A 22,098-nucleotide genomic window follows, 5' to 3' on the forward strand; every position below is an offset into this window, starting at 1 on the left:
CCCATCAGGTATGGCAAGATTAGCGGTGCTGGTACTCTGGATACTTCCTTCCGTGGCGGCCAGCAACTGCTGATTCAGGTTAAAATAGTCAGTAAATGCAATATTAACTTCTGACTCGGTAACACCATTGCTATCAAAACCGTAAAACGTCGATTTCAGATCTACACCAGCGAGCCAGGGCTTAGTGTTATTGAAAGCGAGCCCCGCCAGCCACGTTTCTTTTTTACCGTAGTTGATATTTCTTTTTTTCCTGTAATCCGTGTGATTATATTCCAGCATTCCGCTGAAGATCTGCCAGCCAATATTATCGGTTAAGCTCGACTGCCGGGAGAAAGTTTTGTTGATCTGGGCAATTCGTGAATTAACCACTTTACCGTTGACAACCACCTGTATTTCAACATCATATATTCCAAACGGCAGGCGTGCCGTATTGATTTCATAGCTCCCCATAGGGAAGTTCTGGATGCTTAATAAGCGCCCTTCACGGGAGACGTGAACCTCCCCTGCGGCGGGCAAAAAAGCAACGATGGGGATAAGTGATAACGTATTGTCTTCTATAAGCGTATTACTTACGTTGCCATAGCTGGCACCGTATATTCTACTGGAGTTCAGCGCGCTCATGCTGGCAATAGACTGCAGATTCCAGGTATCAATCATACCAACAGCAAGTCGATGCCCCTGATAGTCTCGCTCATACATGATGCGGTATAACTCGGTATTTTGGTTTGACGAGCCAAGACCATAGGCGGAACCATTAACGTTAAGATGATGCTCACGAAATGCGCTAGTGTTGTCCACGGTCAGGTAGCTGCTGGAGCTGTCCGTGTTTTGGTATTTATTGTAATAACTGCCGAAAGTGTAATTCAAAATGCTGGATGCCTGCGTGGCCGAGGACTCCCCCAGCAGATTACTACGTGGTAAAATAGCGGCGGCCATTGCTTTTTTATTAACCGTCATCTCCAGATAAAAAGATTTCATATCGAGAGTCAGGAATGCATCGCGATTAATATAGATCTTACTTTCTTGATTGAAATTCCTTGCCTTTATTTCACCAAGCAGCTTATTAAGCTGTGGAGACAATTCCGTACGTTCAGGCTGTTCGCTCAATGAAATCTGATTCACCCAAAAAGCCCCATCCCTGACTACAATAATCGCATCAGCTATTTTCTGGCGACTCCGCTCACCACTCGGCGTTCCATTATCATAGCGAATAAATACCGGAACGGTCATTCCCTGCTGCAGAGCATCAGCAAACACCGAAGGAATAATATAGTTATGAATTCTAACCGGCACTGACAGAGACGATGAAAACACTGGGTTCACAACAAAAAGCATGCCGAGATAAAAAGCCCCTTTTATATAACCAAGTCTCTCCATAGACTTTTCCTTAAACTTTATTTTACGCTTATGAACTTCTCGTCATGCCAAATACCAATGCGAGTTTTTTTATTTGCTATATCTGCATACTTTATTTTGACATTGACTCCAGGTTTTAAGTAATACCTCTCCCGGCACCCCTTCCCTATATCTTTATTCTTTTCGCTGCAGGGTCCATAAGCGATCACCCGGAATGATGCATTACCGGTGTTGGTTACCGTTCCGTTCTGATATTTAAAATCAAATGTCGTTTGTCTCGGTAATACAACCAGAAGAGTGCCAATAACCGCAGATGTTGTTGCCAACCCCTGCTTGCGATTTGATGTGGTATCATGCTCAGCAATAGGTTCATCCTGCCATAGCAGGCGGTAATATCTTTCTTTGTTATCGCGTGGCCCGTTATAAATAAAGCGAAAATTCTCTTTAGTATGCCCGGGCAGAATCAGGCTCGCTGGCGTAGAGAGCAGTTCCGCTTTGCTATCCATACGAATAACAACACCATCCTCCATCGGGCTTGAAATTCTTTCCACGGTGACGCTAACAAAGCGCGCTGAATCCGTGTTGTTAGCGATCTCTTTTGATAAGACTGAACGCCCGGGATGCATCATAGAAGTAACCTCCCCAACGCTGACGGCGAAACCGGGAGAGGCAGCCATAGCCAGAAAGAGCAACGCAATCGGTTGTAATATTTTCATATCATTTTCTGTGTTAAACCAGAGAGGCCATAAAGACCCCTCCTTACCCTCATAAAGCCTTAGATGATCCAGACCGCATTAAACTGCACCTTTACATCACCGTTCCAGTAACCGTCATTCAGGTTGGAGAACGCCTCAGCAGTGGTGCCATCGCTGGTAGCGGAGTCGACGGTGAAGGTGAATGTTCCCTGGGCAGAACTACGGCCGCTGCCGGCATAAGCCGAACTTACGGCAAGCGCATCCAGCCCCGCAGAAACATTACGGGCGATATCAATCAAGGTTGTCGGTGTAGTTTTGCTCAGTTTCACCCCATTCCATGCTACGCCCACATCCAGGGTCGAAGCATCAGTAGGGCGAGAAAGGGTGTTAGCCACAATCTGTGAAGTCAGCTTAAAGTCCGTCGCGCCACTTTGGCCCTGGAGAGTAATGTCAAACGCACCACTTTGCTGATTGAATGCTTCAATACCTTCTGCGTACTGGAAAGACAGTGGCTTCAGCGGGGTCACAACCAGAATGCTGGTTGTATCTTTGGTCGCAGAGGCATCCCAGGTCGCCGTTGCATAGGCCTTAGTTTCTGCGGCCATTGCGTTTGTACAAATAAAAGACGCAGCGATCAGACCAGCCAGAGTTAGTTTCTTCATTTAATATACCCTTGTAAAAAATTAATCCGTTAACAGGGACGTTTTATTTATGCATTAACGCTATTCAATAAAAACATGCCACTCAAACGCTTATGAATTTGAGAAATAAAAATTGATAGCTATCACTGCATTAATTTAATGCTTTACTTAAACACTAGTCGCATCCCAGCCCCTACTTTTTAACAAGAAACACCGAGCATAAACAATAGATGAAAACATTCAATATACATGCAAACAAGAAGTAAAGACTATCAAAAGCGGAGAGCCGACGCCGATATCCACGGATGACATCGGTGCCCCTCACCCACCAGAAGCCCCATTTAATCAATGAATTATATGAAAAACGATCTAATTATCATAAAGCCCCCAGGAAAGTCCCCGAAAAAAACGCATTGAACGGATATAAATAAGAATTTTTCCACCATGAATATTTTTTAAGATGCCTTTTTCTGGATGCCTTACGGCGTCATTAATTAATCAGAGGTAATATAAAGCATGAATTCATGCTTACCATGAATCTATGCAGCCTGGATGCATAATAAAAAATTTAAAGATGAAATTCACAACGCTATATTTCCATCCCAACATCTTCTCAGACTATGCCCTGGACATTTACTATAAAAACAGGTTTTGCGGATTTTTGACACTCACGATGGCTGTAAGGCGGGAATAGCGAGGAGAGAACGCTGCGGTAAAAAGAGAACGTTAGTTGTAGCATCAGAAAAAAAGACAGATAAGTAAACCCCATCCGCCTTTTTATTAGCGTTTAAGCGTTTGTACGGCTGGCGATAATGTCGTCGGCCACGTTACGCGGCGCTTCAGCATAGTGGTGGAACTCCATGCTGTAGGTCGCTCTCCCCTGCGACATTGAGCGCAGCGTGGTGGAGTAGCCAAACATCTCAGCCAGCGGCACATCGGCACGGATTATCTGGCTGCCAAACCGCTCTTCCATGCCCTGCACCATGCCGCGGCGGGAAGAGAGGTCGCCCATGATGTTACCAGCGTACTCTTCCGGTGTTTCCACCTCGACGTGCATGACAGGCTCCAGAATGATCGGATCTGCCTTGCGCGCCGCATCCTTGAAGCCAAAAATCGCCGCCATCCTGAACGCCATTTCCGAAGAGTCAACGTCATGGTAAGAGCCAAAGGTTAGGGTGGCTTTGATGTCCACCACCGGATACCCGGCCAGCACGCCGGTGTTCATGGCTTCGCGCAGGCCTTTTTCCACGGAAGGAATGTACTCGCGCGGAACCACGCCCCCTTTAGTCGCATCTTCAAACACAAAGTCTTTACCCGGCTCCTGCGGCTCAAGCGTCAGCACCACGTGGCCGTACTGCCCTTTACCGCCGGACTGGCGCACAAATTTGCCTTCAACATCTTTCACCGTCTTGCGGATCGTTTCGCGGTAGGTAACCTGAGGCCGACCGATGTTAGCCTCCACGCCAAACTCGCGCTTCATCCGGTCCACGATGATTTCCAGATGGAGTTCGCCCATGCCGGAGATAATCGTCTGGCCGGATTCCTCATCCGTATGCAGCCGGAAAGAGGGCTCTTCTGCCGCCAGACGCTGCAGCGCGATGCCCATTTTTTCCTGATCGGCCTTGGTCTTCGGCTCGATAGCCAGTGAAATCACCGGCTCGGGGAACTCCATCCGCTCAAGGGTGATTACCGCATTCGGGTCAGTTAGCGTATCCCCCGTAGTGACGTCTTTCAGCCCTACGCAGGCCGCGATATCGCCGGCGCGAAGCTCGTCAACCTCATGCCTGTCGTTCGCATGCATCTGCACGATACGGCCAATACGCTCTTTTTTGCCTTTTACCGGGTTATAAACCGAATCGCCTTTTCGCAGCACGCCGGAATAAACACGGATAAAGGTCAGCTGCCCAACATACGGGTCGGTCATCAGCTTGAAAGCCAGCGCCGAGAACGGTTCGTCGTCGTTTGCGTGGCGTTCAATTGTCCGCCCTTTCTCGTCCACGCCCTGAATAGAAGGAATGTCGAGCGGAGAAGGCATCAGCTCAATAACCGCATCCAGCATGCGCTGCACGCCTTTGTTTTTGAACGCGCTGCCGCACAGCATCGGCTGGATTTCCCCGGAGAGGGTGCGGGCTCGCAGGCCGACAATAATGTCCGCCTCGCTCAGTTCGCCGGTTTCCAGGTATTTTTCCATTAGCTCATCGTTGGCCTCCGCCGCCGCAGACACCATTTTTTCCCGCCACTGCAGCGCGGTTTGCAGCAGATCTTCCGGCACCGGCGCATAGCTGAACGTCATGCCCTGGGTCGCGTCATCCCATAAAATGGCCCGCATTTTTATCAGGTCCACCACACCGGTGAAGTTATCTTCTGCGCCAACGGGGATCACAATCGGCACCGGATTAGCCTTCAGGCGATCAATCATCATCTGTACCACACGGAAGAAATCGGCCCCCGGGCGGTCCATTTTATTGACGAACGCCAGGCGCGGCACGCCGTATTTGTTGGCCTGTCTCCAGACGGTTTCCGACTGCGGCTGCACGCCACCCACGGAGTCATAAACCATTACGGTGCCGTCGAGTACGCGCATGGAGCGCTCCACCTCAATGGTGAAGTCCACGTGTCCCGGCGTGTCGATGATGTTGATACGGTGCGGTTCAAAACCGCGATCCATACCCGGCCAGAAGCAGCTCACCGCGGCGGACGTAATGGTAATGCCGCGCTCTTGCTCCTGAGCCATCCAGTCTGTCGTTGCTGCGCCATCGTGAACTTCACCCAGTTTGTGGCTCATGCCGGTGTAAAACAAAATACGTTCGGTCGTAGTTGTTTTACCGGCATCAATGTGGGCGGAAATACCAATGTTGCGATAGCGTTCGAGAGGGATGGGTCGGGGCATGATGTGTCCTTAGTCTTTTTGACTGTTAAGCGACGGCCAGGATGGCCGCCCAATTTGTTCGCCATCATCATAGTACAACTGTACGAGTATATTCGAACAATTTGAGCTATCGTTAATCTCGATACAGTCGAAGCCCGGCAAGTTTGTTATAGTAGCCGGCCGCCGTGCCGTAACCGCCGATACAGGAAGAGTATGATCGCCAACCATCCCGAACGAGAACAAATCCGCCTTGAAAATGTCCTTTTTGCGCTGGGTAACCCGCTGCGACTGGGGATTGTTAAATCGCTCGCCGGTGGCGAAGAACTTACCTGCGGCGCTTTACGTCAGGATGTGGCGAAGTCGACCATGACCCACCACTGGCGCGTATTGCGCGATAGCGGCGTCATTTGGCAGCGCCCTCAGGGGCGTGAGAATCTGATCTCGTTACGACGTGAAGATCTGGATGCGCGTTTCCCCGGGCTACTGGAAACCTTACTGCGGGTTATGGTGAACGAGGCATAAAAAAACCGCCCATGAAGGCGGTCAGATTGATGACAAACAGCCGAAAAACGTGGTTTTCGACTGTTTGGGGCAAACCAGAAAACATTATTCATTGTTTTTATTAGACCTGGTTCGGTCTTTTTTAGAGCAATGAACTTTGTCAGCAGCCTCATCACCGCCCATGAAGGCGGTTATTTTAGATTCACTGAAGTTATTCAGCTTTGGTATCGACAACTTTCTGCTCGCCCATCGCCTTCAGCTTTTTAGAAATTTCACGACGCTCTTTAGACAGCTCTGCGTTCTTGATGATGTAGTCATCCACGCGGTCTTCGTAGTCGGTTTTCATGCTGGCGATAATGCCCTGCACCGCTTCAATGCTCATACCTGGCTTGATGTAGTCGCTCAAGTTGTCGAGCAGCAGCACACGCTTCTGGTTGTCACGGACCTTTTTCTCTACGTCCTGGATCTCACGCTGCAGTTTGTTTTTACGACGGAACAGACGCACAAACTCCAGAACGTCCTGGAAGGTTGGTTTGATATTTTCCATTTTTACACCCCTGCTAAATTGGTACTCGGATTCGTTAAGACAACCGCCATAACCTTAGTAGTAGCGGTTGACGATTACAATTTTTTGTCAGTCTCACTAACGGGCTTGCCCTATCTTAACCTCAATTTCTGCTGAATCGAAACAAGCTTTGTCATTTCTGCGCTTTACGCGCGCTATTTGCGCAATGCCCGGCAGATAAGGTGCGACAATAGCTCAAGCTGGCGAGCGAGTTCGAGACTAAGCCAGACGTAGCCATGAATCGGTGTCTCCTGCAGATCGCCGCCTTGTCCCCCTTCCATCAGCTGACGCAATTCATAGACAATTTCATTCAGTTTTTCCGTGTTGGCAGATATAGGCGAAGGATTCCCTTCATGCAGCGCCTTCGCAATGGCCACCAGCGTTCGCTGTGTCATTTGCTGAGTATCGCGCAGCGTATGGGCGTTAATCATCACGAAATGGCTGGCTCGCGTTGCCCAGTAAGCGTTTATCTGCAGTTCCAGGGTACACACCATGTTGCGGTTAATAGTCTGAATGGCCTCAAAGACCGACTTCTGAATACGGGTTTCTTTGCTGGCTGGCCCAATTAAGGCGCGCATTTTAACGACGTCATTGAGGATCTTCTGCAGCGGTTTTTCCAGCCGCGGGCGCTCCACGAGGTTTGGCGAAAAACCGGCGGTATAGACTTTACTGAACGCCTGCACGAAGGTCGCCATCTGGATACGCCAGTGAATAAACGCCCGCTGCGGATAAACGCTGGTGAATAACATGGCCAGAAGAGAGCCAAAGATAACGTCACCGCTGCGCCACAGCGCAATCTCCATGTCTCCCGGCGGCGCCCCGACAACCACGGAGAGCGTGATGCCGATAAGCAACGCCTAGTAGGGACGTTTGCCGAGCGCCAGATAACCGCACAAAAACATCGCTAATCCACACCAGACTATCATCAGCGGCAGCGAGAAAAGCTCAAGCTTAAGGGCTATTAGCCCAACTGCTGCGCCAAAAATGGTTCCACCAATGCGCTGGAATGCGCGTGGAACCACGTTACCCCAAAATGAGATAGGCCCCATCACGACGACCAGCGTGATCAAAGGCCAGGTTCCCTCAGGGATCTGCAGCAGGCGAACCAAAATAAACGTCAGCACAAAGGCAAGCGCGATACGTATACCGTGAACGACACGATAATTACGGTAAATACGGATCTCAAACGGGGTCAGTGATTTGTCGGGGCGCACACCCGGCTCTCCGGAAACAAAAAAGAAATTGTACCCGTTTTTCTCGCAAAGAAATCATAAAGCCGCGTAGCACAGGGTTTTAACGCGGGATATTTCACGTTTCTTTGCTGAATATCAGAAATGGGGCGGCAACCTGCCGCCCAGGTTGACCGACGCTAACGAAGCCAGGGAGTTACGGTGATCCCGACCAGCAAACCTTCAGGGCTGAGCAAGCGTGACACCGTTTGCCCCCAGGGCTCCATACGGTTATCCACCAGCATCCGGTACCCTGACTGCTTCAGCACCGCCGTCGCCTGCCCGACGTCTTCAACTTCGAACTCCACCCAGCTTTGCGGAATAACAAGGTCCTGAGGCCAGCTGTCGACACCAAAGCAGGACTGGGCAGCCTGATAGAGCGGCCAGAGCGCAAAGTGTTTTACGCCATCCAGCGCACCGTGTTCCGTTGCCAGATAGTCCTCGTTGCCTTCCATTGTCTTTAGCGGCAGCCCAAGCACCTGCTGATAAAACCCGGTGCTGACCGCCACATCACGCGGAATAGGGCCATACCCGGCAACAAATAACACCTTTAACCCGGCTAACGCATCCGTCATAGTTTGCTCCTGTCAGGCTTTCGTCACCGGGATATACATATCAATTTCCCAGACGCCGGACGCGGAGCCGTCGTTAAGGTAGATTTCATAGCAGGCCTTACCGGTCAGCTGATAGCCGCCATCCGCTTCGATTTGGTTGAAGAAGGTCTCCCAGGCTGCCTGGAATGCTTCATTTTCCACTTTTGCATGGCTAACAGCGTAGGTACCCGCCTCAAGCGCCGTGACAATAACGCCTTCACTGTTCTCTGGGATATCAAAGTCATCACCGACGCTAATCACGGTGTCAACACGGAGCTTTTCCGCAGGAACCACGTCCGGATCATCGTAATAAACGGCCAGCCACTCGCCGTTCAGGCTGTGGGATTTAGCCCACATTGCCAGTTGACCAAACCCCTGCGGTACCGTTGTTTCCCACGGCCCAACCAGATGAAAGCCGGCCACTTTACGCGCCGGAACTTGCTGAACGTTGAATGTCATACTGCCTCCACGCTGATGAATAAATGCACTGTACATTTATACACTATAGCGTTTTTGGCGTAGGCACAAGCTGCCAGTTTTGGGAGCTGCTTCGCAAGAAATCTGGGCAAAAAAAACCGCGCAAGTCGCGCGGCTTATGCGCATTCAAAACGGTTAAAGCTTGCGGCTAATGAAATCGCCCAGGCGTGAAAACATCCCGCCTTTCTCCACCGGCGTAAGGTTAACCAGCGGCCAATGGGAGATAAGCCTGTCGCCATCAAACAGCTGAATTTCGCCAATCTGCGCGTTGGCAGCAAGGGGCGCCTCCATATCCTGTTTGCTCAGCACATACTTAGCCTTGATGTGAGCGACTTCGGACTTAGGTAGCGCAAGGAAAACGTCATGGTCCGGGCCAACGCTAATGTTTGGTTTATCCCCATACCAAATGTGCTCGCTGCCGATGGCTTTGCCTTTTTGCAAAACCTGCACGGTATCAAAGTTATCCTGCCCCCAATGCAGCAGCTTGCGAGCCTGTTCCTCACGTCCTTTTGAGCTAAGACCGCCCATAATCACCGCAATCAGTCGGCGCTGGCCGAGCACGCTGGAAGCAATAATGTTGAAGCCTGCGCTCTCGGTGTGCCCTGTTTTCAGGCCATCAACGTTGAGTGATTTATCCCACAGCAGGCCATTACGGTTCTGTTGGGTAATGCCGTTCCAGGTAAGGCTCCGCTCGCTATACATATGGTAGAACTGCGGCTCGCCGTGGATAATTGCGCGGGATAATACGGCCAGATCATAAGCAGAGCTGTGCTGGCCTGGCGCGTCAAGGCCGTGAACGGTTTCAAAATGGGTGTCATGCAGGCCAAGTTGTTCCACATAGTGGTTCATCATGCCCACGAACTGCTTTTGCCCCCCCGCCACATAGTCTGCCAGCGCGACGCAGGCATCGTTACCGGAGTCGATGATCAATCCGCGGCTTAAGTCACGCACGGTGACCCTGTCGCCGGGCTTAATAAACATCAGCGATGAACCATCAAAGACCGGATTGCCTTTTGCCCAGGCATCTTTGCCCACCGTGACGACATCGTCCGGCGTGATACGTTTGCTGTCGATAGCGCGGTCTACCACATAGCCGGTCATCAGTTTGGTGAGGCTCGCCGGGTTGCGCTGTACGTGTTCATTACCTGCGGTCAGCACCTGCCCGGTGGTGTAATCCATCAGCACCCATGCACCAGCCTCTACCTGAGGCGGCTGCGGCTGATGGGGGAAAATATCATCAGCTAATGCGGCGTTAATGGAAAGGGACATAAAGCTCAGGGCAACAAGCAGGCGGGTTTTCAACGGCATTTCCTCAAAGACTTAATTTACAGCGGCTCGTTTTACGGGAGTTCTTGTTAATTTGCTTCTTTAAATTGCAAGAAAATATGACATTTCATATTTGGTAATAGTAATGAATGACATTTGTACGGATATATTCCTGCCGTGCGTTGTACTGCGTTTATTCTGATATTCCCCGATTGCGCGACATTCTGATTGTGGCGGCTTTGATTCATTTTTACTCTGACCGAAGAAAATACAGATAAAGGTTATCTTATAGTGGAAAGTAAACGCTGGTCTCCTGAGCTGGAAGGACTGCGCGGTCTGGCCTCGCTTTGGGTTCTGCTCGGCCACATTTGCCTGCTGGTGCAGTGCCGCATTCCCATTCTTTACGACCCTGGCATGGGGGTCGATTTATTTATTTTACTGTCAGGGTATTTGATGGCCAAAAATTACCAGGAACGCCGGGAAAAAGAACCGTGGAATAGTCCGGAGACTTTTCGTAAATTCTGGCTACGCCGCTTCTTTCGCATCGCCCCGCTCTATTATCTGCTGTTGGCCGTTGCGCTGATTTTTGGCGGCTGGTTTGGCGAAATGCGCGATATTATCGCCAGCGCCTGGCCGACAACCGCCACCGCAAGCAGTCGCTATGCTGACCATTCCGCACTGAATATTTTCAGCCATTTGACGTTTATTTTCGGCCTGTTACCGGCTTACTCTTTCCGCACCGTATTGCCCGACTGGAGCATTGGGCTGGAGATGCAGTATTATCTGCTATTCCCATTCATCATGTTACTGGTGATGCGCTACGGGTTTGCGGTCAGCACCACGCTGTTGATGGTCGTTTGCCTGGCGGCTCGCTGGCTCTTTCCTGACTACTTCAACGCCTTCCCGATGCCGTCGATGATCGTGATAAAGCTGCCGCTGTTTATCGCCGGCATGCTGATATCCCACGCGGTGATGCAGAGAAACCTGCGCTATTGTGCGCTGGCGCTGCTCGCCCCGGTCATTGCCTGGCAGATGCATATTGCGGAAACTCACCTGCGGCTGATGGCAGAGTGCATAATGATCGCGGGAATGACGCTGCTGCTCTGGCAGCACCAGGGCGAGGGTCGCCTGCGCCAGATGACAGACGCCCCGAGAAAGCTGCTCACCTGCCGGTTTAGCCTGTTCCTGGGGGACGTGTCTTACTCGGTGTACCTGCTGCACCTGATGATTGTCCTCCCCACGATCGGTCTGCTCGTCCACTACACCGCCTTTGCCCACCAGCCCTCTTTGATTCGCTTCCTGATGGTGACGGCTATCGTGCTGCCTGTGGTCTGGTTGATTGCCATTGCGCTCTACCACAAGGTAGAAAAACGCGGTATCGCGCTGGGTAAACGCCTGATAAGCCGCGCCGGGCTGAAGTCCCCGCGGGCAGCATCTTAAACGCGCTTTTCCTTCTGATGAGCCAGCAGATGGTTTACCATTGAGTCCGATTACAACTCGCTCAATGGTAACCTCTGTGTCTGACTCTGCATCGCAAGCTACATTTCTGTTTCACGATTACGAGACCTTCGGCAAAAGCCCTTCGCTGGACAGACCGGCCCAGTTTGCCGCGCTCCGCACCGACGGCGAATTTAACGTTATTGGCGATCCGGAAGTGTTTTACTGCAAGCCTGCGGATGACTACCTGCCTCAGCCAGAAGCCGTGATGATTACCGGCATAACGCCTCAGCAGGCGCTGGCGCGCGGTGAAAACGAAGCGGACTTTGCTAAGCGTATTCACGGTATTTTTACCGTGCCAAAGACCTGCGTGGTGGGCTACAACAACGTGCGTTTCGACGACGAAGTGACGCGCAATATCTTTTACCGCAACTTCTACGATCCCTATGCCTGGAGCTGGCAGAACGACAACTCCCGTTGGGATTTGCTCGACGTGATGCGGGCCTGCTACGCCCTGCGCCCCGAAGGCATTGTCTGGCCGGAAAATGAGGACGGGCTGCCAAGCTTCCGCCTGGAGCATCTGACCAAAGCTAACGGCATTGAGCACGCCAACGCGCACGATGCCATGTCAGACGTTTACGCCACCATCGCCATGGCTCAGCTGGTGAAAACTCGTCAGCCGCGCCTGTTTGAGTATCTCTACAGCCACCGCTCGAAGCAGAAACTACAGACGCTGATTGATATCCCACAGATGAAGCCGCTGGTTCACGTGTCCGGTATGTTCGGCGCCCAGCGCGGCAATACCAGCTGGATAGCGCCGCTGGCGTGGCACCCTGATAACCGTAATGCGGTGATTATGGTGGACCTGGCCGGAGATATTTCTCCGCTGCTGGCGCTGGAGGCCAGCACCCTGCGTGAGCGCCTGTACACGCCCAAAGCCGAGCTGGGGGATAACGCCGCGGTGCCGATCAAACTGGTGCATCTGAACAAGTGCCCGGTGCTGGCCGTCGCCAACACGCTGCGCCCGGAAGATGCCGAACGTCTCGGCATTAACCGCCAGCAATGTCTTGATAATCTGAAAGTGCTGCGTGAGCATCCGGAAGTTCGTGAAAAAGTGGTGACGCTGTTTGCTGAAGCCGAGCCGTTTGTGCCTTCTGAAAACGTGGATGCCCAGCTCTACAACGGTTTCTTCAGCGATGCAGACCGCGCGGCAATGCGCATCGTGCTGGAAACTGACCCGCAGAATCTGCCGGCGCTGGATATCACCTTTGCCGATGAGCGCATTGAGAAGCTGCTCTTCAACTATCGCGCGCGCAACTGGCCGGGCACATTAAGCGAAGAAGAGCAGAACCGCTGGCTGCAACACCGCCGGGAGGTGCTTTCTCAGGAAGCCCTGCAGGCCTATGCCCTGGAGCTGGAAGCGCTCTATAACCAGCATGAAGGGGATAAAGAGAAAATGGCCCTGCTTAAAGCGCTGTTTGAATACGCGCAGTACCTGGTCGGTTAACGCTTTTTACAGATAAAAAAATGGCTCCCGTCAGGAGCCATTTTTATTTCACCGAAGCCGATTAAGCGATGTCTTCGTTGTACTGCGGGACCGGATTACGGAAGCTGCGGGTTACGCAGGCAACGTAAATCAGACCGATTGCACCCCAAATCAGGCCGAGGATCATCGAACTTTCTTCCAGGTTAATCCACAGTGCGCCAACGGTCAGCGCGCCAATGGTTGGTAGAACCAGGTAGTTCAGGTGGTCCTTGAGGGATTTATTACGCTTTTCGCGGATCCAGAACTGCGAGATAACCGACAGGTTAACGAAGGTAAAGGCCACCAGCGCACCGAAGTTAATCAGGGCGGTTGCGGTTACCAGGTCAAAGTCGATAGCCATCAGCGCGACCGCGCCAACCAGCAGCACGTTAAACGCCGGGGTACGCCATTTCGGATGAATGTAGCCGAAGAAGCGGTTCGGGAACACGCCGTCACGGCCCATCACATACATCAGGCGGGAAACGCCGGTGTGCGCCGCCATACCGGAAGCCAGCACGGTGATGGTGGAGAAGATAAGCGCGCCAACCTGGAAGGCTTTACCCGCAACAAACAGCATGATTTCCGGCTGAGACGCGTCCGGATCTTTAAAGCGAGAGATATCCGGGAAGTACAGCTGCAGGAAATAGGTAGAGACGATGAAGATCAGGCCACCAATCAGCGCGGTCAGGAAGATTGCCCGCGGAATAACACGCTCGGCGTTCTTGGTCTCTTCAGACAGGTTGCTGATACCGTCAAACCCGGTGAATGAGAAGCACAGAATCGTCGCACCGGTAATCATCGGTGCAATATGTGCGTTTTCAGACCAGAACGGTTTGCTGCTTGTCAGGGTACCCGCGCCTTCACCACCGGCAACACCGTAAACCACCATGCCCATGATGACCGCAATCAGCACGATTTGCAGCAGCACAATAACGCTATTGAAGTTGGCGACGGTTTTTACGCTGCGTAGGTTAGAGACGGTCATAAAGCCGACCAGTACCACGACGAAGATCCACGACGGGACGCCGGGCACCAGCGCTTCAAAATAGATTTTCGCCAGCAGAATGTTGATCATCGGCGCGAACAGATAGTCCAGCAGCGACGACCAGCCCACCATAAAACCGACCAGCGGGTTAATGGATTTCTGAGCGTAGGTATAAGCGGAACCCGCGGACGGGAAACGACGCACCAGCTTGCCATAGCTCAGCGCGGTGAACAGAATCGCCACCAGAGCAAAGGCATAAGCCGTCGGCACATGGCCATCGGTCATCCCGGAAACAATACCGAAAGTATCAAACAAGGTCATCGGCTGCATATAGGCAAGGCCCATCATAACTACCGGAACCAGCGTCAGGGTCTTATGCAGACCTGGGCGGGTGTTTGCACCTGCGGTGACGTTAAGCGACATGGTTGTTTCCCTCAATAGAGAAAGCCTGCGCAAAAGCAAAAATCTGCCCCATCTCAATTTCCTCGGCGACACGACTGTCGTTTTTTAAAAGCTAGTATCTATCCGGTACGAAGCCCGGCCTCTTGGTTTTTTTGGCAAATGCCGTTTGTCTGACTTAGTTGGTTGCAAAAAAATAACCGACGTCTCTTAAACGTCGGTTAGTTTTCTATTTTGCAGGCCGCATATTTTGCACCATTCACTGGCACAATGACAAGATGTTAAAGCCATCTTTGACAATTTCTTTTTCCGCGTCTGGCGGAAGTAAAACCTCCCACATCCAGTACCGCAGAAGAAGATAGGCCTGTAGCGTCGTATGGCTGCCATAACTACTGTTTGGCTGCATTGAACATAGTATGACTCGTGAAATGTCGCCAGAAAGAAAAGCACTATTTTTCTGCTGACATGTAGACCTGAGCGATATGCCGATCGTTGACGATTTTCTCGCGCCACCATTCGCTGGCGAGCCCGGCAGTTTGCTCATTCCAGCCAATCCAAACCGGCACATACGGCACCTGCCCTGCCACCTGCTTTTCCACCAGCGCCCCGCTGTCGATAAAACGCTGCGCCATGTAGCGCGGCATATACCCGCAGCCAATGCCGCTGATTTGTAGCTCGAGCTTGGTTTTGAAGTCGAACACCGTGATGGCCTCCTGCTCCTCCAGCAAATGCATGGCTCGGGCAGACTCTATTCTGGACGTGTCTCCCACCACCACCGCACGGGATTGCTTGATTAAACGCCGGGTTAGCGGTTCTTCCGCCTTCGCCAGTTGATGGTGCGGGGCCACGACAAACACGATTTCCAGCCGCCCTAATAGCGTAAAACCAAAACCACTCAGCGACGGCGGTTCACTCATCGCCCCGACGATAATATCCGCGCGCCCTTGCGTGAGCGCTTCCCACGAGCCACCAAGCACATCATTGATAAATTTGAGACGCGTTACGCTATAGCTCTGGTAAAACGCTTCGATTAACGGTGTAAGCAGAGAAAAAGGGAAGGCATTATCAACCCCGATGGTGAGCTCGTGTTCCCAGCCCTGTTGAAGCTTAATTGCCTGCTGTTCAAGCTCACGAACCGAGTGCAAAATCTCCCGCCCCTTTTCCAGCAGCAGCTGGCCGGTACGCGTAAAACGCGCACGGTGGCCGCTGCGATCGAGGATTTGAATATTAAGGTCGCTTTCCAGCTTTTGAACGCTATAGCTGAGCGCCGAAGGGGTTTTAAAGAGCTTTGCCGCCGCCGCTGCAAAGCTCCCTTCTTTATCGAGCGCATCGAGAATAACCAGTACATCCAGCAAAGGTTTCATGCTCACCCCCGGCGCGCGTGATTTGCCTGTGCTGACCTACTGCATCGGCATGATCAGTGGATTAGGATATTGATACTCGAAGCCTAGTTCATTACAGATACGGCTGCCGTCAATCAGCTTGCCGTGGCCGGTTTGCGTCTCTTTACGGAACAGCGGTGCCTCCAGGCCAATTTGCCGGGCCATGTGCGAATAAAACGCTTCTCGCGTTGGATGGGCTGGCGCACAAAGATTATAGATGTGTCCGCCTTTTGGTGCCTGAAGCAGCAGCGTAATGGCAGAAATGACGTCTTCCAGATGCACCAGGTTTACGCCATGGTGTCCGTTTGCCACATCCGTTTTCCCTGCCAGAAAACGCCCGGGATGGCGTTCCGGCCCCACCAGTCCGGCAAGACGGAGAATATCTACGGACGTTCCTGGGAGCTTGTGCAGCCAGTCTTCAAGCTCTTTGAGCACTTTACCGCTGGCGGTGACGGGTCGTAGCGGAGTCGTCTCTTTCACGTTCCCCTCGCCTTCGCCGTATACCGAGGTCGAACTGGTAAAAATGATGCGCGGAACGGCATGCGCGAGCGCGCTATCGACAATTTCCTGCACCGCCTGAAGATAGAAATCATCGCCTTCACCGCTGCGTCGGGCAGGAAGCGTCACCACTAATGCATCGACGTCCAGCAGCGCATCCAGATCGTCGCTGTCGCAAACCAGCTCAGGCTGCAATTGCAGCTGATAGCTTTCAATACCGCACATCCGGGCAGCTTCGACGCCATCCAGCGTTGTTTTACTTCCGCTGACCTGATAACCCCGCGCTGATAATGAGAGCGCCAGCGGCATTCCCAACCACCCTAAACCGACTATTGCGACCCTTTTCATGTCTTTTCTCCTGACCTCGTAGCATTATCTTCTGACGAGTGAATTTAGCCCTACGTTAAGGCTACGCCACCCGCGCAGAACTGACAATTCCCTCAGCCAAACAGAATATTAATGAACCCGGAAAAAACCCTTGCGCTCAACGCATAATCTGGTTTACGTTAATCGGCACATAATGAATAGTCATTCATACGAGAATTTTATGAACCGCGCTCAATTTAAAAATCACCATCATCACCATCACCCTGACTAGTCTTTCAGGCGATTGGTGCTGGGAGACGAAAAGATCTTCCAGTGGTGCTAGAACGCGAGAAAAAGCCCCCGGAAGATATCTTTCGGGGGCTTTTTTATTGGGCGTCAGACAGGAATTGATAAGGGGTAACTACCGATGATCGACAACAACCGTTTACGCATAGCTATGCAGAAATCAGGCCGTCTTAGCGACGATTCACGCGAATTACTGGCCCGCTGTGGCATAAAAATCAACCTGCACACGCAGCGCCTGATTGCGCTGGCGGAAAACATGCCGATCGACATTCTGCGCGTCCGTGATGACGACATTCCAGGGCTGGTGATGGACGGCGTGGTTGACCTCGGTATCATCGGTGAAAACGTCCTCGAAGAAGAGCTACTGACGCGCCGTGCCCAGGGTGAAGATCCGCGCTATTACACGCTGCGTCGCCTGGACTTCGGCGGCTGCCGCCTGTCGCTGGCCACCGCCGTAGACGAGTCCTGGGATGGCCCAGCCAGCCTCAACAACAAACGCATCGCGACCTCTTATCCACACCTGTTAAAGCGCTACCTCGACCAGAAAGGCGTGCAGTTTAAATCCTGCCTGCTGAACGGTTCGGTGGAAGTCGCTCCGCGCGCTGGTCTCGCCGACGCCATCTGCGACCTGGTGTCTACCGGCGCCACGCTTGAAGCCAACGGCCTGCGCGAAGTCGAAGTTATCTATCGTTCCAAAGCCTGCCTGATCCAGCGCGATGGCGAAATGCCGGCAGCCAAGCAGCAGCTGATCGACAAGCTGCTAACCCGTATCCAGGGCGTGATTCAGGCCCGCGAGTCCAAATACATCATGATGCACGCCCCAACCGAGCGTCTGGATGAAGTGATTGCCCTGCTGCCGGGAGCCGAGCGCCCAACTATTTTGCCGCTGGCCGGCGACCAGCAGCGCGTGGCGATGCACATGGTCAGCAGCGAGACGCTGTTCTGGGAAACCATGGAGAAGCTGAAAGCGCTGGGTGCCAGCTCCATTCTGGTACTGCCAATTGAGAAGATGATGGAGTGATGTGATGAGTAACTTCAACACGCTGATTAACTGGAACGACTGCGACGAAGCCGCTCGCCGTGCGCTGCTGATGCGCCCGGCCATCTCCGCTTCGGACAGCATTACCCGCACCGTGGCAGAGATCCTTGATAACGTTAAACGCAGCGGCGATGACGCCCTGCGTGAATACAGCGCGAAGTTCGATAAAACTGAAGTGAAGCAGTTACGGGTCACTCAGCAGCAAATCGATGAAGCCGTGGCAAGACTTGGCAGTGAAATTAAAGAGGCGATGGCCGTGGCCGTCGCGAACATAGAGAAGTTCCATCTTGCACAGCAGCTTGCTCCGGTTGACGTGGAAACCATGCCCGGCGTGCGCTGCCAGCAGGTCACCCGCCCGGTCGCTTCCGTTGGCCTGTATATTCCCGGCGGCTCCGCCCCGCTGTTCTCCACCGTGCTGATGCTGGCAACACCGGCCCGCATCGCGGGCTGTAAAAAAGTGGTGCTTTGCTCACCGCCGCCGATTGCCGACGAAATTCTATATGCCGCGCAGCTTTGCGGCGTGCAGGAAGTGTTTCAGGTAGGCGGTGCGCAGGCCATTGCCGCCCTGGCACTGGGCACGGAAAGCATTCCGAAAGTGGACAAAATATTTGGCCCCGGCAACGCCTTCGTCACCGAAGCGAAGCGCCAGGTCAGCCAGCGTCTCGATGGCGCGGCCATCGATATGCCCGCAGGCCCGTCTGAAGTGCTGGTGATTGCAGACAGCGGCGCAACGCCCGACTTCGTAGCCTCCGACCTGCTTTCTCAGGCGGAACACGGCCCGGATTCTCAGGTGATCTTGCTGACCCCGGACAGCGCCATGGCTCAGGCCGTTGCCGAGGCCGTTGAGCGCCAGCTGGCTGCCCTGCCTCGCGCAGAAACCGCCCGCAAGGCGCTGGAAAGCAGCCGTTTGATTATCGCCCGTGATTTAGCGCAATGTATCGAGATATCAAACCAATACGGCCCTGAGCACCTGATCATCCAGACGCGCAACGCCCGTGAGCTGGTAGACGACATTACCAGCGCAGGTTCGGTGTTCCTTGGCGACTGGTCGCCGGAGTCCGCGGGCGATTATGCCTCCGGGACGAATCACGTGCTGCCGACCTACGGTTACACCGCCACCTGCTCAAGCCTTGGGCTGGCGGACTTCCAGAAGCGTATGACCGTGCAGGAACTTTCTCCTCAAGGTTTTGCCTCGCTGGCGAAAACCATTGAGACCCTGGCCGCCGCCGAGCAGCTTACCGCCCACAAAAACGCCGTAACCCTACGCGTCGCCGCCCTTAAGGAGCAAGCATGAGCATCGAAGAGTTAGCCCGCGCCAACGTTCGCGCCCTGACCCCTTATCAGTCCGCCCGCCGCCTGGGCGGCAACGGCGACGTGTGGCTGAACGCCAACGAATACCCGACGCCGGTAGAATTTCAGTTAACCGCGCAGACGCTGAACCGCTACCCGGAGTGCCAGCCAAAGCAGGTCATCGCCAACTATGCCAGCTACGCGGGCGTGAAGCCTGAGCAGGTTTTGGTGAGCCGTGGCGCGGATGAAGGCATTGAACTGCTGATTCGCGCGTTTTGCGAACCGGGCAAAGACGCCATTCTCTATTGCCCTCCAACCTACGGCATGTACACCGTCAGCGCCGAAACCTTCGGCGTGGAGTGCCGCACCGTTGCCACGCTGGATAACTGGCAGCTTGACCTGCCGGCGATTGCGGAAAACCTCGACGGCGTAAAAGTCGTTTATGTTTGCAGCCCGAATAACCCGACCGGCCAGCTGATTAATCCGCAGGATCTGCGCGTGCTGCTGGAGATGACCCGAGGCAAAGCGCTGGTGGTTGCCGACGAAGCGTATATCGAATTCTGCCCACAGGCGACGCTGGCAGGCTGGCTGAAAGAATACCCAAACCTGGTCGTGCTGCGTACGCTCTCTAAAGCGTTTGCGCTGGCGGGCCTGCGCTGCGGCTTTACGCTGGCGAATGAAGAAGTTATTAATCTGCTGCTAAAAGTCATCGCCCCTTACCCCCTTTCTACGCCAGTGGCCGACATCGCCGCCCAGGCGCTTAGCCCGCAGGGCATTAACGCGATGCGCGAGCGCGTGGCCGAAGTGCTGCTTAATCGTCAGTACCTGATCGGTGAGCTGAAAAGCGTCCCTTGCGTTGAGCAGGTTTTCGACAGCGAAACCAACTACGTGATCGCCAGAATTACCGCTTCCAGCGCGGTCTTTAAATCGCTGTGGGATCAGGGCATTATCTTACGTGACCAGAATAAACAACCGACGTTAAGCGGCTGCCTGCGCATCAGCATCGGCACGCGCGAAGAGTGCCAGCGCGCTATCGATGCGCTGCGTCAGCAACCCGGCCTGCAGGCCACGGAGAGCAAATGAGCCAGAAAGTACTTTTTATCGACCGCGACGGGACCCTGATTTCCGAGCCACCGAGTGATTACCAGGTCGACCGCATGGAGAAACTCGCCTTTGAGCCTGCGGTGATCCCGGCTCTGCTGCAGCTGCAAAAGGCGGGTTACCGCCTGGTGATGATCACCAATCAGGACGGACTGGGCACCGCCAGCTTCCCACAGGCCGATTTCGACGGCCCGCACAATCTGATGATGCAGGTGCTGACCTCGCAGGACATCATTTTCGATGACGTGCTGATTTGCCCTCACCTGCCTGCGGACAACTGCGATTGCCGCAAGCCGAAGCTGGCGCTGGTGACCGGGTATTTGCAGGAAGGCGCGCTGGATAAAGCCAACAGCTACGTGATTGGCGACCGCGCGACGGACATCGAGCTTGCTGAAAACATGGGCATTCAGGGGCTGCGCTATAACAGCGACGGCCTGGACTGGAAGCAAATTGCCGAGAAGCTGACCAGGCGCGACCGTTACGCTCACGTAGAACGCAACACCAAAGAGACGCAGATTGACGTCAAAGTCTGGCTGGATCGCGAAGGCGGCAGCAAGATCGCCACCGGCGTCGGTTTCTTTGACCACATGCTGGATCAGATCTGCACTCACGGCGGCTTCCGCATGGAGATCGCGGTGAAAGGCGATCTGTACATCGACGATCACCACACCGTCGAAGATACCGGTCTGGCGCTGGGTGAAGCGCTTAAGCTGGCGCTGGGCGACAAACGCGGCATCACTCGTTTTGGCTTTGTGCTGCCGATGGACGAATGCCTGGCCCGCTGCGCGCTGGATATCTCCGGCCGCCCGCACCTCGAATACAAAGCCGAGTTCAACTACCAGCGCGTAGGCGATCTCAGCACCGAGATGGTGGAGCACTTCTTCCGCTCGCTCTCTTACACCATGGGCGTGACGCTGCACCTGAAAACCAAAGGCAAGAACGATCACCACCGCGTGGAGAGCCTGTTCAAAGTCTTTGGCCGCACCCTGCGCCAGGCGATTCGCGTCGAGGGCAATACGCTCCCCTCCTCGAAAGGAGTGCTGTGATGAACGTGGTGATCCTCGATACGGGCTGCGCCAACCTGCATTCGGTGAAATCTGCCATTCAGCGCCACGGCTATGAGCCGCAGGTGAGCCGTGACCCGGATGTGGTGCTGCGTGCAGATAAACTTTTTCTGCCGGGCGTAGGCACCGCGCAGGCGGCCATGAACCAGATCATCGAACGCGATCTGGTGGAGCTGATCAAAGCCTGTACTCAACCCGTGCTGGGCATTTGCCTCGGTATGCAGCTCCTCGGCAGCCGCAGCGACGAAAGTCACGGCGTTGAGATGCTGGGCATTATCGAGCAGCCGGTGTTGCAGATGAAAGACTTTGGCCTGCCGCTGCCGCACATGGGCTGGAACCGGGTTTACCCGAAAGCAGGCGACCGCCTGTTCCGCGGCATTGACGACGGGGCGTACTTCTACTTCGTCCACAGCTACGCGATGCCGGTCTGCGAAAATACAATCGCCCAGGCAAACTACGGCGAAGCTTTCACCGCGGCGGTACAAAAGGATAACTTCTGGGGCGTTCAGTTCCACCCTGAGCGTTCCGGCGCGGCTGGCTCTCAGCTGCTGAAAAACTTTCTGGAGATGTAGGT

The 22,098-nt window shown here is 53.6% G+C and carries 20 protein-coding genes, 1 pseudogene and 1 other annotated feature; of the genes and pseudogenes, 9 read left to right on the forward strand and 12 right to left on the reverse strand.

Features of this window, described 5'->3' with window-relative positions; translation table 11 throughout:
- From VGM55_RS15895 to fusA, 4 genes are all read right to left on the reverse strand, one after another.
- Positions 1-1,377: TcfC E-set like domain-containing protein (locus VGM55_RS15895; RefSeq protein ID WP_331635989.1), on the reverse strand; the 1,377-nt coding region annotated here is incomplete at its 3' end.
- 17 nt (positions 1,378-1,394) lie between these two features.
- Positions 1,395-2,072: a hypothetical protein gene (locus VGM55_RS15900; RefSeq protein WP_331635990.1), complete on the reverse strand. Its 678-nt coding sequence runs from the start codon at positions 2,070-2,072 to the stop codon at positions 1,395-1,397.
- 59 nt (positions 2,073-2,131) lie between these two features.
- The gene (gene ecpA, locus VGM55_RS15905; RefSeq protein WP_331635991.1) at positions 2,132-2,713 is read right to left on the reverse strand and encodes a common pilus major fimbrillin subunit EcpA; all 582 of its coding nucleotides are present in this window, start codon (positions 2,711-2,713) and stop codon (positions 2,132-2,134) included.
- Between the two features lie 766 nt (positions 2,714-3,479).
- Positions 3,480-5,582 carry an elongation factor G gene (gene fusA, locus VGM55_RS15910; RefSeq protein ID WP_331635992.1) on the reverse strand — a complete coding sequence of 701 codons (2,103 nt, stop codon included), beginning with the start codon at positions 5,580-5,582 and terminating at the stop codon, positions 3,480-3,482.
- 192 nt (positions 5,583-5,774) lie between these two features.
- On the opposite strand from fusA, the gene VGM55_RS15915 reads away from it, so the two are divergent.
- Positions 5,775-6,083, forward strand: a complete 309-nt coding sequence (locus VGM55_RS15915) for an ArsR/SmtB family transcription factor (RefSeq protein ID WP_038481382.1) — start codon at positions 5,775-5,777, stop codon at positions 6,081-6,083.
- Between the two features lie 190 nt (positions 6,084-6,273).
- On the opposite strand, the gene VGM55_RS15920 is transcribed toward VGM55_RS15915, so the two are convergent.
- The 5 genes and pseudogenes from VGM55_RS15920 to dacD form a co-directional block, all read right to left on the reverse strand.
- Positions 6,274-6,609, reverse strand: a complete 336-nt coding sequence (locus VGM55_RS15920; RefSeq protein WP_154189185.1) for a DUF496 family protein — start codon at positions 6,607-6,609, stop codon at positions 6,274-6,276.
- A 173-nt stretch (positions 6,610-6,782) separates the two neighbouring features.
- Positions 6,783-7,841, reverse strand: a pseudogene (locus VGM55_RS15925) (FUSC family protein).
- Between the two features lie 155 nt (positions 7,842-7,996).
- Positions 7,997-8,431 (reverse strand): glyoxalase, encoded by a 435-nt coding sequence (locus VGM55_RS15930; RefSeq protein ID WP_154189186.1) that lies wholly within the window; start codon positions 8,429-8,431, stop codon positions 7,997-7,999.
- Positions 8,432-8,443: 12 nt separating this feature from the next.
- Complete coding sequence (gene sbmC, locus VGM55_RS15935) at positions 8,444-8,908, reverse strand: DNA gyrase inhibitor SbmC (protein WP_154189187.1); 465 nt, start codon at positions 8,906-8,908, stop codon at positions 8,444-8,446.
- Positions 8,909-9,061: 153 nt separating this feature from the next.
- Complete coding sequence (dacD, locus tag VGM55_RS15940) at positions 9,062-10,228, reverse strand: serine-type D-Ala-D-Ala carboxypeptidase DacD (RefSeq protein ID WP_331635993.1); 1,167 nt, start codon at positions 10,226-10,228, stop codon at positions 9,062-9,064.
- Positions 10,229-10,480: 252 nt separating this feature from the next.
- Between dacD and VGM55_RS15945 the strand changes: the two genes are divergently transcribed.
- Together VGM55_RS15945 and sbcB are read left to right on the forward strand one after the other, a co-directional pair.
- Positions 10,481-11,632, forward strand: a complete 1,152-nt coding sequence (locus VGM55_RS15945) for an acyltransferase (RefSeq protein ID WP_331636031.1) — start codon at positions 10,481-10,483, stop codon at positions 11,630-11,632.
- 76 nt (positions 11,633-11,708) lie between these two features.
- Positions 11,709-13,136, forward strand: coding sequence for an exodeoxyribonuclease I (gene sbcB / locus VGM55_RS15950; RefSeq protein WP_331635994.1), 1,428 nt, complete (start codon positions 11,709-11,711; stop codon positions 13,134-13,136).
- 61 nt (positions 13,137-13,197) lie between these two features.
- Here the strand turns inward: sbcB and VGM55_RS15955 are convergent, their stop codons facing one another.
- The 3 genes from VGM55_RS15955 to VGM55_RS15965 all read right to left on the reverse strand — a co-directional run bounded on the left by VGM55_RS15955 (position 13,198) and on the right by VGM55_RS15965 (position 16,766).
- On the reverse strand, positions 13,198-14,562 hold the full coding sequence (locus VGM55_RS15955) for an APC family permease (protein ID WP_154189190.1): 1,365 nt from the start codon (positions 14,560-14,562) through the stop codon (positions 13,198-13,200).
- Between the two features lie 425 nt (positions 14,563-14,987).
- Positions 14,988-15,902 carry a LysR substrate-binding domain-containing protein gene (locus VGM55_RS15960; protein WP_154189191.1) on the reverse strand — a complete coding sequence of 305 codons (915 nt, stop codon included), beginning with the start codon at positions 15,900-15,902 and terminating at the stop codon, positions 14,988-14,990.
- A 36-nt stretch (positions 15,903-15,938) separates the two neighbouring features.
- The gene (locus tag VGM55_RS15965; protein ID WP_331635995.1) at positions 15,939-16,766 is read right to left on the reverse strand and encodes an SDR family oxidoreductase; all 828 of its coding nucleotides are present in this window, start codon (positions 16,764-16,766) and stop codon (positions 15,939-15,941) included.
- Positions 16,767-16,965: 199 nt separating this feature from the next.
- Between VGM55_RS15965 and hisL the strand changes: the two genes are divergently transcribed.
- From hisL to hisH, 6 genes are all read left to right on the forward strand, one after another.
- On the forward strand, positions 16,966-17,016 hold the full coding sequence (gene hisL / locus VGM55_RS15970; RefSeq protein WP_154189217.1) for a his operon leader peptide: 51 nt from the start codon (positions 16,966-16,968) through the stop codon (positions 17,014-17,016).
- Positions 16,992-17,114: a sequence feature (His leader region), on the forward strand. It overlaps the preceding gene by 25 nt.
- A 37-nt stretch (positions 17,115-17,151) precedes the next feature.
- Complete coding sequence (gene hisG / locus VGM55_RS15975; protein ID WP_154189193.1) at positions 17,152-18,051, forward strand: ATP phosphoribosyltransferase; 900 nt, start codon at positions 17,152-17,154, stop codon at positions 18,049-18,051.
- Between the two features lie 4 nt (positions 18,052-18,055).
- A complete protein-coding gene (gene hisD / locus VGM55_RS15980; RefSeq protein WP_331635997.1) occupies positions 18,056-19,363 on the forward strand; it encodes a histidinol dehydrogenase in 1,308 nt (435 codons plus the stop codon).
- Positions 19,360-20,442: a histidinol-phosphate transaminase gene (gene hisC, locus VGM55_RS15985; RefSeq protein WP_331635998.1), complete on the forward strand. Its 1,083-nt coding sequence runs from the start codon at positions 19,360-19,362 to the stop codon at positions 20,440-20,442. The genes hisD and hisC overlap by 4 nt, the downstream gene beginning before the upstream one ends.
- Positions 20,439-21,506, forward strand: coding sequence for a bifunctional histidinol-phosphatase/imidazoleglycerol-phosphate dehydratase HisB (gene hisB / locus VGM55_RS15990; RefSeq protein ID WP_154189196.1), 1,068 nt, complete (start codon positions 20,439-20,441; stop codon positions 21,504-21,506). Before hisC ends, hisB begins: the two co-directional genes overlap by 4 nt.
- Positions 21,506-22,096 carry an imidazole glycerol phosphate synthase subunit HisH gene (hisH, locus tag VGM55_RS15995; protein ID WP_154189197.1) on the forward strand — a complete coding sequence of 197 codons (591 nt, stop codon included), beginning with the start codon at positions 21,506-21,508 and terminating at the stop codon, positions 22,094-22,096. The genes hisB and hisH overlap by 1 nt, the downstream gene beginning before the upstream one ends.
- Positions 22,097-22,098 lie beyond the last annotated feature (2 nt).

Source organism: Cedecea sp. (genome assembly GCF_036500665.1).
Taxonomy (GTDB): Bacteria; Pseudomonadota; Gammaproteobacteria; order Enterobacterales; family Enterobacteriaceae; genus Cedecea.